Source organism: Psychrobacillus sp. FSL K6-2843 (genome assembly GCF_038626375.1).
GTDB classification, from domain to species: Bacteria; Bacillota; Bacilli; order Bacillales_A; family Planococcaceae; genus Psychrobacillus; species Psychrobacillus faecigallinarum.
Genome location: NZ_CP152021.1, coordinates 256,165 through 273,171, shown reverse-complemented (window position 1 = coordinate 273,171; position 17,007 = coordinate 256,165). Strand labels below are relative to the sequence as shown.

The following is a 17,007-nucleotide window of genomic DNA, read 5'->3' as shown; positions in this document are numbered from 1 at the left end:
CCCTTTTTACTCTAATATTTATAATTTGCTCTAGATTTCCAATCACTTTAGCACATACCGACATTTTGGAAAATTAGAACAACCTTTAAAATCACCATATTTACCCGTTCTAGTGATAAGTTGGCTTTTACAACGGGGACAAATATCCATATTTAGTTTGGTTTTTATTTCTCGAACATGGACTTTTCTTGATTCTTTTCCTTGTATATTCGCGTTTATTAATATTTTTGCAATCTGTTTCACTCGATAAGGAAGGATTACTTTCTGTTCATAGGATTTTATCGTTTTAAAAAGACCTGATATGTATAAGACTCGTACATGGTCAGAACTTATTTCTAGATTTTTAAAGGTAGCTTCACTACTAAATGCTATTATTGAATAATAAGGTCCATCGTATATTTCTTTTAGTAACGTTTGTATTGCAGTTAGATGAGCAAAGTTCTGCATAATTGGATTGAGAAAATTATATTTGTTCTTATAAATTGCTTGCTTCCAATATTTTTGCTTCTCTTTACCATAAATCCATCCCTTATAATTTTTTGTCTCAATAACGAATATACCTACCGTTGATAACACAACATGATCAATTTGGGTGGTTCCTTCCTCGTAAGGAAGCAACAGGTCATGAAGTACAATATATTCCTCTTCATTTAACCCCTTTAAACGACGTTTTACTTGCCACTCTCCAATAGATCCCTTTACAGATGGATTATTTAAACTAACTAAAAGAGTCACAAAACATATTGCTATTAATATGACTATCATCTTGTTTCACCCCTTTCCCAGTAGACGATAGTTATACTTTAGATGAAAATTATTCCATAAACAAGCCAAGAAATAAAAAACAGATAATGAAGAAAGAGTATCTGCCAGAGGGTAGACAAAAGGGTTGGAAACCATTTCGATTTCCAACCCTTTTCCAATTAATCTAGGTTAAATCGGTGAAAAAGTCCGTTGCAGCTTATCATTTTGGTTCTTTACGCCAGGTTGGGTTTTCCATGTCAAACCGGCTAGTTTCTTAGAATTTAAGGCAGCAAAAATCAGCATCGCCTGCATGGACAATTTTTTTAATTCCTTTAGGGTTGGTTGTCCATCGTATACCATGCTTTTCTTTACTCTTTCCATATACTTCTTTAATGGTTGTGTCGCAAGTCTTCAGCTACATCCAGGTAGTCATGCCAAATGTGGCGTTGAATCATTTTTTGGTGATTCTTACTATGCGTGCACTATCCTTCCTTTGTGGTTGATCGGTATGTAAGATCTGCTCGAACAGATCAGTATCTGCGAAACGTCGGACATAGTTTTACCTAACATGGAGAAGTGAGGAACCTCTGTATGAAAGCCGAATCCTAGAAACCAACGGTATGCCACATTCGTTTCAATTTCCTTGTTTGTCTGGCGTATGGAACGGATACCAAAGGTGTAATAGATGAATGTCACCTGGATCAGTACTACAGGATCTATGCTGGGTCTCCCAATGGTTGAGCAAAGATCTTCAACTAATCGATAGATAAAGGAGAAATCAATTGCCGCATCCAGTTTGCGCACCAGATGGTCTTTAGGAAACAACTGCTCTATGGTCAGTATCTCCAACTGTTCGCGTTCATTGAGTTTGATTCTTGGCCATCCTATCCATCCCCTCATTCCTTTAATAGGAAGCACTGTTGATTGGAGCGGAGAGCGGCGACTCCAGCGGGAATAGCGCGAGCTGAAGACCCTGGACTGAGCGTAGCGAGGGAAGCGGCTGAAGCCGTGCCCGCGGAAAGCGTCCGCTCGCAGCGGAGATCAACATTTCTAGCTTTATCTCTTAAAAGAAAAAAGATTGTAGGCAAAACACCAAAATTCATGGTGTTTGTCTACAGTCTGAGAGCGGCTGAAGAAACAGCATCTACTTTATTTTCTAATTTTCCAAATATAACAATATTCTTTCCAATCCGATACTTAAAAACTGTATTTAAATCCTTTTCATTTGTACACCTTATTTCTATTATTTCCAACCGTTAAATTCTAAGAATTTATCTGGTATTCTTAATTCAAGCTGTTGTTCCAGTTCTCTTAAAAAGACATTCATATCTGCTTTATCGAACCATTGCTGACTATTATCTAATCCTATGCTAGACTTACCATAGTTTATAGCACAACCAAAGCTGCCTCTATCATAGGTTAACGTAATGATGAAGTATTTATATGCTTGAAAATCTATGGAAAACGTTTGATGAGGTGTATCTGTTAAGTTATAGATTGAGTAATTATCTACTCGGTCTCCGAAATACTCTCTCATTGCTTTAGTAAATATCTTTGCAGTGTCCTTTGCAGTGACAGTATTATCTTTCTGCATACCACATTCCTCCTTCTTCAATTAGTTCAGTAAAGCCATGCTCCTTTTTTAAATATTCCCACTCCTGGTTAAGATAGCTTCCTTTGTAGTCATTGGGATTGTGAGAAAACCTTATTGCTTTGCCACTAGCAACAGCATCATCTAATGCTGGTACATTTAGGTAATCAAACATCTCTTGGTCGGACAAGTTATATTTTCTTTGAATTGTACCCCAGTCGCCTCCCAAATCAAAGTAAGTGGAATTATTTCCAGCTCTAGCAATATAAGAATCTGGTCCCGGCTTAGTCCAGTCTTCTTTTCCATTCTTGACAGAGGGCGTATATTTTCCAAGCGTCATAGAGCTTGCATCTGGATTATGAATAGAGGCACCTCTTATATGTTGAAATTCCTCTACTGGTATTTTATTACCTACTCTACCATCGACAATCTTTATTCCTCTAGCCTCAAGTACATCATCTATTTTATTTGTAGGGATATCATCAACATTGTCACCTAGTTTAGCTAATTTCCCCAACTTTGTTAACTTACCTACTGGTATAAATCCAGCAGCCGCTAGCCCTCTTTCCCATAAAGAAGAATCTTGACCAAAAAGAGCTTTAACGTCATCTAAAATGAGAAAGTCTAATATCCCTTTTGTCAATTTCATTTCTTCCTCTACCTGTGCATCCATTAACTTTCTTAGGAATAATTCCTTTTCCCCGTCAGACAAGGATGAAATATATTCAATATATTCATCTTCCCCTAATTTATAAGCTTCTTTTGGAGACAATATTTCCTCTTTTACTTCCGAGACAATCTCGTAATAAATGGTGCCGTCTCCTTTTAAACTATATTCTTTAATTACAAGTCCATTTTCATATTCGTGATAATTTATTAAAGTGAAATCACCAAATAATTCTCGCTCTACCGTTCTTTCTAGCTTACCCTTCATTAAATTAAAGGTATCTGCCGATAGCTCAGTGCCAATCAGCTTTTCATGTTCATTTTTAATTGAACAACTTAAAATAGGATACGTTTGAGTTTCTAATGCAACTGTTAGCTCGCTATTGACCGATAGTAAATTCCATTTATTATTTTGAAAGTCTTTATCTGTTAGTCCACTTTGCATTAATGCCTCTATATCAGTAACCCAGTTTTCCATTAAGCTTATACCATTTTCAATAGATAACAAGGCAGTATACTGTGTATTATCAAACTCATATAGTTTATCTAATGTGTCATCTTTTTTAGTTCTAGATCTTACAACTCCATCCTGCACATCACTATCATCCAGATGAGGTAGCGAAACAATATCAGAGACCTGATCTATAATGCTATTTGTCGCTTCTACTAAATTTTTTGTAAGATCTGAGATCATCTTGAGTCCTTCTTCTATTTCACCATCCATATATCTTTCAACCATATGTCCTGCGGTACTTGGTTCAAGTGAAAGTAATGCGTTCTCGGTGGACTGCAGCACTCGTTTATATTCCGTAGTAAAAAGTTGAAAAAATTCAAGGAAGGGTAAGTGACACTCCTCATAAAAAGCCCGGATGGAATTCCCTCCGTGCCCTTTTAGTACTTCGTTCATACCAACTAACCCTTTAATATTTTGATGAATAGTCTCTGTTTCCGTTTGAAGTCTATCAAGCATAGAAATATTATCTTTTAACCCTATTTGTAATTGATCGACATCTAATACCTTCATAAGCTCCCTCCCATATCCATTTTATTGATAATATTGTATTCCATTTATTAGGATAAATGGAAATGAGAGATAGATATATATATAAAATAATTCTTATGTCGGAAAGTCAGATGAAATAATCATTACTAAAGACTTCTCACATTGTATATTTATGATGTGTTTTATCTTGTTTTATTAAAGTTACTCTCCTATCAAAACTTCTAAAATGTCTTCTTCGCTCATACTAATGAGCATATCCTTTTCGGAATGAATAACTTCCTCGATTAGACTTTGTTTTCTGTGTTGAAGCTGGGTTATTTTCTCTTCAATGGTACCCTTCGCAACTAGTCGAATGACTTGAACCTCATTTGTTTGTCCCATACGGTGGGCGCGGTCAGCAGCCTGCTGTTCAACAGCTGGGTTCCACCATAAATCGTACAGGATAACCGTATCTGCTCCAGTAAGGTTGAGACCAGTACCCCCTGCCTTTAATGACACGAGAAATAAGTCACCCTCACCGTTATTGAAACGTTCGCATAGACTGACACGTTCAACTGGAGGGGTTTGTCCGTCTATATAAAAGTAAGGTGCACCCTGTTTGACAAGCTGTCTCCGAATGATTGCTAGCATTTGAGTAAACTGTGAGAAGACAAGCACTCGTCTACCGGTCATACGACAATCCTCTAGAATCTCCATCAGTTGTTCATACTTTGCCGAGCTACCCTCATAGCCTTCAACAAATAGGGCTGGGTGGCAGCATAACTGTCTAAGTCTTGTGAGTCCCGCTAGAAACTTGATACGATTTTTTCGAAAGGTTTTTTTCTTCAAATGCTTCAGAGCATCATGCTTTAGCTCTGCCAAATGAGCTGCATAAAGCTTTTTCTGCTCCACCTGAAGCTCGGAGTAGATAACCATCTCGGTTTTCTTAGGCAGCTCTTCTAAAACATCTTTTTTCATACGACGCAATATAAATGGGCGAACCTGCTTCGCTATATGCTCTCTTCTCATTTCACTGAATTCTCTTCTGTTTGGCAATAGACCAGGAAATACTACGTAGAAAATAGACCATAGCTCGTCTAAGGAATTTTCTATCGGTGTTCCAGTAAGTGCAAATCGATGCTTGGCCTGCAGCATTTTTACCGCCCTAGCCGTCTTCGTCATAGGATTTTTAAATGCTTGTGCCTCATCAAAAAACACCGTATGAAAGAACATATCCCGATAACGGTCAGTATCCATTCTCAATGTAGGATAGGAGGTAACAATGACATCCGCATCTGTTGCAGTGAGCCATGCTGTATTTCTGTCCGCCTTACTACCGTCAATAATTCGTGCATCTATATGGGGTGCGAACTTCTCTAACTCGTTTGTCCAGTTATAAAGAAGTGAGGCTGGGGAAACTACTAATATTGGTTGTTTCCGTGCCCGAACCTCAGGTAGCACTGATTCTATAAAAGCAATGCTTTGCAGCGTTTTCCCCAGGCCCATATCGTCTGCGAGTATTCCTCCAAATCCATAGGATGCCATAAGCTTAAACCATCTGTATCCTGCTTTTTGATAATCTCGTAGCACATTTTCTAACCCTCTTGGCACATCCTCTTCCAGATTTGCAGGGTCGTTTAAGTTTTTTAGAAGCTTCGCAAATTGTAAACCAGGCTCTAGTAAATCTCCATGACTCAAAGACTGTGCAATTTGCATTCCTTTTAGGAGTGGAACTTTCATTCCTTCTCGGAAATGTTCACTGCTTACCTCCATATCCTCCATGAATCTTGCGAGATCCAAAAATTCGGGTGTTTCAAGCGATACTAAATTGCCATTTGGTATTCGATAAAATTTTCTTTTCTCTTCAATGGCTGTCATAAGGTGCTGAATTTCTTTTTCTTTTATACCATCCAGCTCGAACCGAAACTCTAGCCATTCTGTTCTTTCCTTCATCTCAATTCTTATCTTCGGACCCGTATATTCCTTTATAACTCGTATCTTTACAGCAGTAGAAGCATATACCTGCACCCAGTTTTCCACGTTAGGCAGTACATAGTATAGGAAGTTATATTCGTCTTCCTCATCCATCAAGTAAAATCCCCCTGGTGTTTGGGTAAACCCACAGTCCAATAGGAGCTTCATGATTTCAAGCTCCTTTTCTCTTTGACGCCGCACTCCAGGAAAATGAGTAAAGGATTCCTCTGTTTCTTCACAGGGATTGACTAGCAGATGGCCGTAATGGAATTCTAAGCCTGCTAGCAGTCGATTTTTTACCCTATCTAAAAATAACTTGGCCTTGAGTGGTGTCTCACCCATCCTTTTGGAAATAGGCTCCGCTATATATACCTGACCAAGCTTCATCAAGCCCGGCAGGACTGTTTTCATGAAATGGTCTATATTCTTCTCAAGAATGACTAGCTCGTGCTTCCCGGACTGATCTAGCATACTTTTGAGTTCAGCGAGTCTGCTTGCTTCCTCTGGCTGGAGTTTATACAGCACCCCCTTGGAGAAGGCATAGCCGTAAGATCGGAAAACAGTCACTAAATCTAGACCTTTTACGTTTAACTGATAATCAGGCTTCTTCGCTTCATCAAATTCAAAACGAATAGGCAGCTCTTGTCCAAGCTGAATTCCTTCATAATATAGATCATTATGCAGAAACTTGACCCTTGGTGCTTTTACAAGTAAAGGTAGGAGTCGTTCCCAATCCGATACCGAGATAAGTAAGATATCCTCTTGTATATTAGCCTTACTATTTAAGCGCTGACTTTTCATCAGTAATTGAAGTACATCATCCGTTTCCTTTGAAAAGCTATAAATTTCCGGTGAGTAGAAGCTGCCTGTAGAATATTCGAAAGGCCTTCTTCTTTCCATCTCGTTTAAAAACTTCGCTACTTGCTTGATTTCATGAAAGGATCCGAGACCAATAGCTAACTGAATACCGAATCCATATGCTTCATCATCCAAGGGTACTGAACAGCAAGTAAACTCCATCTCCAAAATCTTTCTTTCATCAAAATGTAATTGCTTACCTGTAGGAGGTGATGTCTTTTTTTCGAATAGATTCAGCATTCTTTCTGCCAAATATCCATCCATTCGCTGCTTTTCATCGATTGATATGAGGGTAGCGGCAATATGCTGACAATAGGTGGAAATGAATCCTACTGGGGGACATGTACAAGTAGCTACAACCTCTCCAGCAGAGTCAGCTTTTATAGTAACAATGAAATCTTCTCCAGCCTTCACAGTAGCTTCCATCACTTTTTGATTGTTCGGGCTAGGATGAAGATGTACCTTATCCGCAAGAAAATAAGCCTTACCCTTTTTATAAGCAGTAATGCCACATAATTCTTTAATTTTCTTTTCGTTTATTGTACTTTTCATCATCTAAAACCCTTTCTATGTTTCTGTTAGCTCTATTTTAGCATGATAGGAATGTTTGTGCGTCCTGTACATACCTTTACCATTTCTAAACGAAAAGAAAAGGACGCCCATTGTTGGACACCCTTTTCCTCCTCTTATTTAGCTTCTAAAATTTCTTGTAAGTTTTCTACTGCCAGCTTATTACCTCTATGCTAGAATTTGCTCAATTGATGTTGTCTTATCAGCCACTAAATCATAAAAACCGATGTGTACGTTTTCTTCATATACCCAAAATAAATCTGTCCCATATGGTGCTTCAAAAATTTCTAGCATCTGAGGTGCCAGTGAATAGATAGTTTCGGCATTCACAATGACAAAATTATCAGGATTGTTCACATATTCATCATCGTCTAACTCCGAAAAAATATTCCATCCGTTTAATTGAGGAATTGTACTCGGTTCTCTAAAGCTATATCGGATGGGTACACCATTCAATACGTTTTTGGATATCATGAAACCGCCATATGCATCATTTCTATTATCCATGCTCATACTCCTTTACTATTTCCAAGAAGTCATTTCTCCAAGGAAACTCTTTCGCGTAGTCTAGAATCGATTTATTAAAAGTATCCTTTATATTTACATCGGATCCCTTTTCCACTAAATAATAATAAATATCCTTCATATCCTCTGTAGTGTTTTTATTGACTGTTATCGCATATTTTAATGGTATAGAGTTAAATTTGTCCACGGCATTTACGTCCACACCATTTTCTACTAGTAGTCTAACAACCGTTTCCATATAATCTTTTGGACCTTTCATAATGTTAAAGAAAAAAATATGGAGAGCATTTCTATTATACAAAGAGTCTGTAAAGGAGACGTCTATGCCGTCTTTTAATAGATATTTAGTAATGGCAAGCTTATCCTCGGGATTCTTATCATTAAGCATTGCGGTAGACAACAAGTTAAACTTACTATGCGGATTAATCTGATTTGCCTCTCCGTTATAAAAATTTTTAAAATCCTCAAAGGTTCCCTTAAGTACTGCATCAAACACATTTGTAATTTTCATATCCTTATCATTTCCCTTCGAATTTACGACTTCTATTTGCTCCAGGACTCTCTATCCTAAAGTTTTCAGGATTAAACTGGAACTCTTTCAATTCTTCTAAGGTTATTTCACGATTCCTATATTTTTCAAACATAGGATGATACTCATATCCCTGTCGATGTCCAAAGTCTACTGCACCTTTTCTTGGTAGACCTGGCTTCCAATCAAGGACCTCCATCGTATTAGGATCACGTAAAATGCCATCAGGTCCAACATTGTTTTCATATACATTCCGTTCAAATTCTATTTTTTTGTCCCCTGATAATTGTGGTCTACCTCGTGGTTTTCCATTTTTAATATATGGTCCATTTTCAATAGGAGGTAACTTATCTACAATTTTAGAAGCATCTCCCACCTTATCTGCAGCTTTTGAGGCATCAACGGCATTGTCTATAGCTTTTACAGCTGTTGCGCCACCTTTTACTGCTTTTCCTACAGGAAGAGGGATAAGGGAGGCAGCAGCTATTCCTTTATCCAAAAAAGACGCATTTGGATCGGTTAATGTTCGGAAATCATCCATAAATAGAAAGTCAGCGGTAGCTTCAAAAAAGTTTTTGTCTTTAGGTTTATTCGCCTGTGCTTCCTCTACCTTGGATACTATTTCATATTGAATTGGGGCTGATTCGTTAGTTTGAAATTCTTTTACAATAAGTCCGTTGTCATAAATATGATACCTGACAAACAATGTAGTTTCATCTGGCTCACCCTCAACCGATTTAACCCTACCATTTTCCATAATACTCCGTATCTCAGAATCGATTTCTGTTCCTACTAACTCATCTATATTATCTATTCGCTTCGAAATTTACATCTGTTAGACCAGACATAAATATGGATTCTATTTTAGAGATCCATTGATTCATCATCTAAATCCCTTCCCAGGTGTCCTTTTCATTTGTGCTACACGCTTATCTCTATTTTATCACTTTTGAAATTTAGGCTTGATTATAAATACCTTTCATGCCTTACATTTAAAATGCAAAAAAGATTGCCCCTACCTAGGGACAATCCTCTCATATATACTTAGTTTAAAATAGATTATTCACCTTACAAAGCGAACATTTAGGAAATACCAATGGCAACAGCCACTAGTAATGCAAAGCATGCAATAATAGCCCAGCCAAGAATCATTTTCCATATAAATTTTACCCATCGTTCATAAGGAATACCAGCAACAGCCAAATAACCCATCAAAGCTGAAGAAGTAGGAATAATTGAATTGGTAATAGAGTCTCCATATTGGAATGCTAATACCGCCACTTGTCTTTCAAGGCCTAGCAGATCTGTTATAGGAATCATTATTGGCATTGTAGCTGCTGCCTGACCACTACCAGAGGATATAAATAAGTTAAGCACTGCTTGAATAAATAACATGCCGATCACACTAATTGATTGAGGAAGATTACCAATACCTTCTGCAGCATAATACACGATAGTGTCTATAATCTTCCCTTCCTCTAATACGACGGTAATTGCACGTGCAAATCCAACAATTAATGCACCAAATGTTACCGCTTTTGCTCCGTCAATAAAAGAGTCAAAAATACGTGTAGTGTTTAGACCACCTAGTAATCCTGCTATAATTCCCATTATTAAAAACGAGGCTGCCAGCTCAGTGATAAACCATTCCCAGTTAAAAACTCCATAAATATTAAATCCTATTCCAATAGCCATTGTCAAAAAAACTAGCTTGTGTTTACCTGTCAGTTTAGCAAAGTTTTTCATATCTGCATTAACTTCTTTTTGTTCAATATCATATATAACGCTAAGTTCAGGGTTTCGCTTCACCTTGAAGGCATAGCGCATCACATACCAAATCGCAAAGCCCAAAACTAATATGTATACAGCGAAACGAAAGCCAATACCCGAAAATAAAGGTACATCGGCTAACGACTGTGCTACACCTACCGTAAATGGATTTAACATACCTCCAAAAAATCCACTAGCAGCTCCAAGTGTAATCATTGCTGTACCTGTCACTGCATCAAAACCCATTCCTCGAGCTATTGCTATTCCAATTGGGACAAAAATGATGGCTTCCTCTGCCATCCCCATAGTAAATCCTCCTATAGAAAAGAGAATCATACTCATTGGAATCAGAAGCTTTTCTTTACCTTCTAAAGCACGTACTCCTTTATACACTCCAGCTTCAATAGCACCAGTTTTATGGATGATTCCAAATACACCACTTACTAAAAAGATATAGAAAATAATTTGTGCGCCTTTTTCTAAACCCATCGGAATAGCTGTAAACAGCTCAAAAAAGCTCACTGGATCGCTCTCTATTTCTTTGTAACTTCCATCTACTACAAGCGTTCTCCCTGATTCTTCATCTTCTACTCGTTCAAACTCTCCTGCGGGTACTACATAAGAAGCTAGTCCGGCAATTATAATAATAGTAAATATTAATGTATATGTGTGCGGTACCTTAAACCAGGACCTTTTCTTTTTTTCTCTCATCAATTACGCCCCTATTCATAATTTCAGATATTTCAATATTAATCGAATGTTATATTAAAATATAATAAATTAAATAGTAATAAAAGTATATATTTTTTTACTTACCCTAATAAAATTCCTAAAACAAGATAAAAACTTAAAAATATTATTATTTATTAGTAACCTTTTAAATCCTCATTATGCCCTAACATACTCTATTAATTTTGAATTTCTCTATGTTTTATAGAATTCTAACCCAACCAATCAAATTCTTACTATTATAACAATTCTAAATATTAACTTTACATCATCCTTATAAAGGCTTTAATATAGATATATGTTTCACAATTATCTTTAGGGGGTTTGGGAATGGGAAAGACTTTTAAAAAACTATCTATTTTGCTTTCCATTATGATGTTAGTTTTATTGGCAGCTTGTGGAACGGGAGAATCTTCAACTTCAAGTGGAGAAAATAGCAAAGGCGAGAATGGAACGATTTCAGCAAAAATTGGGGTTATCTCATACATGACAGGTCCTGGTGCTGCTTATGGAGAAGCAATCACAAATGGATTGAAATTAGCTTTAGAAGAAATTAATGAAAAAGGCGATGTAAAAATTGAGCTTGCAATTGAAGATTCAGTCGGAAAACAAGAGCAGGCATTATCTGTGGGTCAAAAATTGATGAGTCAGGACGATATTGTTGCAATCATAGGACCAACATTAAGTACAGAGATGAACGTTGTTGGACCTGAAGCTGATCTCAATGGTATCCCAATTATGGGGACTTCCACTACCGCGGCAGGTATTCCTCAGATTGGAGATTATGTATTCCGTAATTCTATACCAGAATCCCTAGCAATCCCTGCTGCATTGGAAAAAGCGGTAGACAAATATGGAGCTAAAAAAGTTGCTATTCTATATGGAAATGATGATCTATTCACTCAGTCCGGATTCGATACGATGAAGGCAGAAGCTGAAAATATGGGGCTTGAAATTTTAACAATCGAGACCTTTCAAAAAGGACAGTCCGATTATAATGCGCAACTTACTAAGATTAAAAATCTTCAGCCAGATCTAATCTTGGCTTCCGCTCTATATAATGAGGGTGCAGTAATCATGGACCAAGCAAGAAAAATGGGGATTGATGTTCCTTTTGTTGGAGGTAATGGATTCAATTCCCCTCAAGTAATTGAAATTGCCGGAGAAGCATCTAACGGATTAATTGTTGCAACTCCTTGGTTTGCGGATAAACCAGATGAAAAAGTTCAAGCTTTTGTAGAAAAATATGAAGAAGCGTATGGTCACAAGCCTGACCAGTTCGCTGCACAGGCCTATGATGCTCTTTATATTATTGCAGAGGCATTAAAAAATGCTGGAGAAGCAGACAGAGATGCGCTTCGTGATGCTCTGGCTGAAATTAAGGATTTAGAAGGCATCCTAGGGAAGATTTCTTTTGACAAGGACGGAGACGTAATAATGGATCCTACAGTTCTTATCATCCAGGATGGAGAATTCCAGTTGTTTGAGTAGTTCAAAATTTAACTAATACAGGTAAGGGTGCATAGCCCTTACCTTATTTTGAAAGGGTGAGCTTTCTTGCTTTTAGAACAAATCATTAACGGAATAACACTCGGAAGCATTTATGCGATCGTTGCCCTTGGATTTACGCTTGTCTTTGGAGTACTAGGTATCCTTAACATGGCCCATGGTGAGATTTTCATGATTGGTGCTTTTATAGGAGTGTTAGTAACAAGCGTATTAGGCTTACCACTGTGGGTAGCCTTTCTTTCAGCAGTAATTGTGACTGCTATCTTAGGGTACTTGTTAGAAAGAATTGCACTTCGCCCCCTACGCGGTAAACAGGGAGTTTCGCATCTAGCCCCTTTGATCAGTACGATTGGGGTTTCCATATTATTGGAGAATCTCTCCCATCATTTATTTGGCGCAGGTAATCATCCGTTCCGCCATTCTTTTGCACAAATTCAAATTCAAGTTGGTTCAATTACAATTTATTTAGTACAAATTTTAATTTTTGCTATTTCTATTACCTTGATGGTTGTACTTTCCTACTGGCTCGCTAAAACGAAAGCTGGAAAGGCATTACGTGCGACTGCTGAAAACTTAGAGACTGCCAGTTTACTAGGTGTGAATACGAAGCGAACCATTACAACTACCGTCATACTGGCATCCGCTCTAGGTGGAATTGCTGGAATTCTAGTAGGCATGGCCTTTAACTCTGTTAACCCTCAGATGGGCTTATCCATGGGTTTAAAGGGTTTAGCCATCATCATTCTAGGAGGAATGGGAAATGTAAAGGGTGCGATGGTTGGAGGATTACTCCTTGGTCTTTCAGAAACAATGATTGTTGCCTATGGAGACTCCGGATACAGAGATGCTGTTGCATTTATCGCCATTATTTTTATCCTTCTCATAAGGCCACAGGGTATTTTCGGCAATAAAACCGCTGAGGCAGGAAGGTGATGATGACATGCTAGGAGAAATCTTAAACCCATACCATCTACAAATTATCTCTTTCATTCTTATCAATATTATATTAGGGATAAGCATTTACATAACGCTTTCCTCTGGACAATTATCTTTAGGAAATGCAGGCTTCATGGGTATCGGAGCCTATACGTCTGCACTACTGACTATCAACTTTGAGGTTCCTCTGTATATAAGTATTATTTTAGGCGCTTTAGTTGCAGGTGCTTTTGGGGTTCTAATCGGTATACCTGCTCTAAGGTTAAGCGGGGTTTACCTAGCTATAGCAACATTAGGCTTTGGGGAAGTAATTAGAGTAATCTTTGTAAACTGGGACTCTGTCACGAAGGGCTCGGTTGGATTGTCAGGTATACCCCATCTTGGTAGAGAACTTTTTCAATTTTTAAGAGACTTAGGCTTTGACCCAGATATGCTTGGTCTTAAAAACAATCAAGCTATCTATTTAATAGTTGTACTTGTTTTACTAATAATTACTATTTCCATCATTTGGTTCTTTATCAGACAGAACAAGTCACGTGTAGGCAGAGCATACGCTGCTATTAAAATGGATGAAAAAGCCGCGGAAGCGATGGGTATTAATATCACTTACTACAAAGTACTGTCCTTCACCCAGGGAGCTATTTTAGCAGGCTTCGCAGGCGCTTTATATGCCCATGTATTAGCTTATATTAGTCCAGCAGATTTCGCTTATCACCGTGCAATAGATATTTTAATATTCTCCATTTTTGGCGGAAGTGAGGTTATTTGGGGAGCAATATTCGGCGCAACCTTTATGACACTTCTTCCAGAAGCATTACGATTCATCAGTGAATATAGATACATGATTTACGGAATAATTCTTATTTTGTTGATGGCTTTCCGCCCTCAAGGAATTATAGATGTCCCCGTATTAAATTGGCTAAAGAGAACATTTACATTTAAAAGGAGGGACTCCAATGGTATTAGAGCTAAAAAATATAACTAAAAACTTTGGTGGTATCTCTGCTTTAACTGATGTTTCTTTCCAAATCAACGAAGGAGAGATATTCGGCTTAATCGGCCCTAACGGTGCTGGTAAAACAACTATGTTTAATGTAATTACGAATATGTTCGCCCCTACCTCTGGGGAAATTCTATTTCTCGGAGAAAATATTTCTGGTATTAAGCCACATAAAATCACTGATAAAGGCATCTGTCGTACGTTTCAAAATATAAGGTTATTTTCTCAAATGTCTGTTTTGGAAAATGTTTTAGTAGGTGCCCACTGTCGAAATAAATCTGGTGTTTTAACAAGCGTACTTAGAACCAAATCTCAAAAGCATGAAGAAAAGAGTAACCATGAAGTCGCTTTAGAATTACTAGAGTTAGTAGGTCTATCTAGATATGAAGATACCATTGCAGAAAATTTAGCTTACGGTCAACAACGAAGATTGGAAATTGCCAGAGCCTTGGCAAGTAATCCAAAGCTTTTATTATTAGACGAGCCAGCAGCTGGCATGAATGAAACAGAAACAGAGAATTTATTTGATTTGATCAAAAAGGTTCAACAGCGTGGAGTTACTGTTTTATTGATAGAGCATGACATGCCTTTTGTTATGAAGCTTTGCGACAGAATTACCGTTTTAAATTTTGGGAAGAAGCTTGCTGAAGGTACTCCAACGGAAATACAAAACAATCAAGATGTAATTGAAGCTTACCTCGGCTCAGAGGAGGATGAAGAAATTGCTTAAGGTATCTGGTATTGAAACATTTTATGGGAAAATACAGGCTCTTAAAAATGTGAACCTAGTAGTAGAGCAGGGGCAGATTGTAACCCTACTTGGTGCAAATGGCGCTGGGAAAACGACTACGATGAAAACAATTGCCGGTCTGTTAAAACCGCAAAAGGGAACAGTTGAATTTTTAGGAGAAAACATTACAGGTATGAGACCAGATCAGCTTGTTCGAAAAGGTATCGCCCTTGTTCCAGAAGGGCGAGCTATCCTTTCTACGATGACCGTTCTCGAGAACCTAGAAATGGGAGCTTTCCACAGAAATGATAAGGACATAAAAAAGGATATCGAAAATGTTATGCAACAATTTCCTATTTTAAAAGAACGTGAGGACCAATTAGGAGGCACCCTTTCTGGTGGTCAGCAGCAAATGCTTGCTATAGCTAGAGCTCTACTATCTAAGCCGAAACTTTTGCTATTGGATGAGCCTTCTATGGGTCTTGCACCTTTAATCGTAGCGGATATTTTTAAAATGATTCGTGAAATTAAAGATAGCGGTACAACCGTTTTGTTGGTTGAGCAAAATGCGAAGCAGGCTCTTAAAGTAGCAGACTATGGTTATGTCATGGAGACAGGAAAGATAATCATTAACGGTGAAGCGAGTAACCTACTTGAGGACCCAAGAGTTGTCGAGGCATATTTAGGGAAAAAAACTAGTTAAATTTTGAAAGGATGATATGTATGACCAGTTCTATTTCTCATGTGGAATTACCACATTCTATTTCTCTGTTAGAGCAAATGGCTTCTAAGTATATTGAAAAAGGGCCGTTTACCTATGTCCATAGCGGAGCCGGCAATGAAAGTACGCTTCGTGCCAATGAGGCGGCCTTTGAGGATTGGTATATCGTGCCCCAATATTTGAATGATGTGAGCTTTAGGGATACTTCAGCTACTTTACTTGGTACTACCTTTCCGTCCTCCTTTGCACTTGCACCAATCGGCGTTCAAAGTATTTTTCATCCAGAGGGTGAGCTGGCTTCAGCACGGGCTGCTGCAGCTTGTGGAGTACCATTTATAGCTAGTACATTATCCTCTTATTCTTTAGAAGATATTGCCGCCAACCTAGGAAACACCCCTCGTTGGTATCAGTTGTATTGGTCAAACGATGAAGAAATGGCAATAAGTATGGTACGCCGAGCAGAAGAAGCAGGTTACACGGCTATTGTAATAACGATTGATACCTCTCTTCTTGGAAATAGAGAGCGTGACTTGAATAATCGTTATTCTCCTTTAAAATTGGGAAAAGGAGCTGCAAACTACTTACACGACCCTGTCTTTCAAGGTAGGTTTGCTAGTCCTCCTTCTGCAGACGATCCAGAGGTCATCAAGAATATTGTAGATATTATCTTTAATCCTTCATTAACATGGGAGAATCTCAAAACTATTAAGGAGCATACAAAGCTCCCTATTTTGCTTAAGGGTATTCTTCATGAGGAAGATGCAAGAAAAGCTTTACACCACGGAGTCGATGGAATTATAGTCTCAAATCATGGAGGCAGACAGCTAGATGGGTGTATTTCATCACTAGAGGCCCTACCATCCATTGCGGAAGTCGTCCAGGGGAAGATTCCGGTATTATTGGACAGCGGGATCAGACGGGGCTCTGACGTCGTAAAAGCAAAGGCACTTGGAGCAGATGTAGTTCTACTTGGCAGACCTTTTATTTATGGCCTAGCTGTTGCAGGAGAACAAGGAGTAGAGCATGTTTTACGTAATATGATTAATGATATTGATGTAACTTTAGCTTTATCTGGGTTTGCCTCGATGAAAGAGGTCAACTCCTCTCTTATTAGAAGAAAGAAATAAGTTTAGTCAGAATAGCTAAAGGCAAGAATGCTGAAATCATGCATTC

The 17,007-nt window shown here is 38.1% G+C and carries 15 protein-coding genes and 1 pseudogene; 6 read left to right on the top strand and 10 right to left on the bottom strand.

All coding sequences use genetic code 11. The features are described 5' to 3' along the window. Positions 1 to 42: 42 nt before the first annotated feature. The 10 genes and pseudogenes from MKY94_RS01410 to MKY94_RS01365 all read right to left on the bottom strand — a co-directional run bounded on the left by MKY94_RS01410 (position 43) and on the right by MKY94_RS01365 (position 10,920). Entirely contained in the window at positions 43 to 765 is a 723-nt protein-coding gene (locus tag MKY94_RS01410) for an NERD domain-containing protein (protein ID WP_342577856.1), read from the bottom strand. Between the two features lie 168 nt (positions 766 to 933). Continuing rightward, entirely contained in the window at positions 934 to 1,125 is a 192-nt protein-coding gene (locus MKY94_RS01405) for a hypothetical protein (RefSeq protein WP_342577855.1), read from the bottom strand. 133 nt (positions 1,126 to 1,258) lie between these two features. Beyond that, positions 1,259 to 1,644: pseudogene (locus tag MKY94_RS01400) on the bottom strand (transposase); the annotation flags it as partial. A gap of 343 nt (positions 1,645 to 1,987) precedes the next feature. Continuing rightward, a complete protein-coding gene (locus MKY94_RS01395) occupies positions 1,988 to 2,338 on the bottom strand; it encodes a hypothetical protein (RefSeq protein ID WP_225321605.1) in 351 nt (116 codons plus the stop codon). Further along, entirely contained in the window at positions 2,325 to 4,025 is a 1,701-nt protein-coding gene (locus tag MKY94_RS01390) for an LXG domain-containing protein (protein ID WP_144538411.1), read from the bottom strand. Before MKY94_RS01390 ends, MKY94_RS01395 begins: the two co-directional genes overlap by 14 nt. Before the next feature lie 180 nt (positions 4,026 to 4,205). Then, complete coding sequence (locus MKY94_RS01385; RefSeq protein WP_144538410.1) at positions 4,206 to 7,367, bottom strand: DEAD/DEAH box helicase; 3,162 nt, start codon at positions 7,365 to 7,367, stop codon at positions 4,206 to 4,208. A 186-nt stretch (positions 7,368 to 7,553) separates the two neighbouring features. Further along, positions 7,554 to 7,892, bottom strand: coding sequence for a DUF2185 domain-containing protein (locus MKY94_RS01380; protein WP_154311869.1), 339 nt, complete (start codon positions 7,890 to 7,892; stop codon positions 7,554 to 7,556). Next, on the bottom strand, positions 7,885 to 8,421 hold the full coding sequence (locus MKY94_RS01375) for an ankyrin repeat domain-containing protein (RefSeq protein WP_342577854.1): 537 nt from the start codon (positions 8,419 to 8,421) through the stop codon (positions 7,885 to 7,887). The genes MKY94_RS01380 and MKY94_RS01375 overlap by 8 nt, the downstream gene beginning before the upstream one ends. A 7-nt stretch (positions 8,422 to 8,428) precedes the next feature. Next, entirely contained in the window at positions 8,429 to 9,196 is a 768-nt protein-coding gene (locus tag MKY94_RS01370) for a GH-E family nuclease (protein ID WP_225216036.1), read from the bottom strand. 326 nt (positions 9,197 to 9,522) lie between these two features. Then, the gene (locus MKY94_RS01365; protein ID WP_144538407.1) at positions 9,523 to 10,920 is read right to left on the bottom strand and encodes an AbgT family transporter; all 1,398 of its coding nucleotides are present in this window, start codon (positions 10,918 to 10,920) and stop codon (positions 9,523 to 9,525) included. Between the two features lie 348 nt (positions 10,921 to 11,268). Between MKY94_RS01365 and MKY94_RS01360 the strand changes: the two genes are divergently transcribed. The 6 genes from MKY94_RS01360 (at position 11,269) to MKY94_RS01335 (ending at position 16,961) form a co-directional block, all read left to right on the top strand. Next, positions 11,269 to 12,429, top strand: coding sequence for an ABC transporter substrate-binding protein (locus MKY94_RS01360; RefSeq protein WP_342577853.1), 1,161 nt, complete (start codon positions 11,269 to 11,271; stop codon positions 12,427 to 12,429). 66 nt (positions 12,430 to 12,495) lie between these two features. Next, a complete protein-coding gene (locus MKY94_RS01355; protein ID WP_144538405.1) occupies positions 12,496 to 13,380 on the top strand; it encodes a branched-chain amino acid ABC transporter permease in 885 nt (294 codons plus the stop codon). Positions 13,381 to 13,387: 7 nt separating this feature from the next. Then, a complete protein-coding gene (locus tag MKY94_RS01350; protein ID WP_144538404.1) occupies positions 13,388 to 14,368 on the top strand; it encodes a branched-chain amino acid ABC transporter permease in 981 nt (326 codons plus the stop codon). Then, complete coding sequence (locus MKY94_RS01345) at positions 14,340 to 15,113, top strand: ABC transporter ATP-binding protein (protein WP_144538403.1); 774 nt, start codon at positions 14,340 to 14,342, stop codon at positions 15,111 to 15,113. Before MKY94_RS01350 ends, MKY94_RS01345 begins: the two co-directional genes overlap by 29 nt. Then, positions 15,106 to 15,816 (top strand): ABC transporter ATP-binding protein, encoded by a 711-nt coding sequence (locus MKY94_RS01340; protein WP_144538402.1) that lies wholly within the window; start codon positions 15,106 to 15,108, stop codon positions 15,814 to 15,816. Before MKY94_RS01345 ends, MKY94_RS01340 begins: the two co-directional genes overlap by 8 nt. A gap of 20 nt (positions 15,817 to 15,836) precedes the next feature. Beyond that, the gene (locus MKY94_RS01335; RefSeq protein WP_342577852.1) at positions 15,837 to 16,961 is read left to right on the top strand and encodes an alpha-hydroxy-acid oxidizing protein; all 1,125 of its coding nucleotides are present in this window, start codon (positions 15,837 to 15,839) and stop codon (positions 16,959 to 16,961) included. The last annotated feature ends 46 nt before the right edge of the window (positions 16,962 to 17,007 follow it).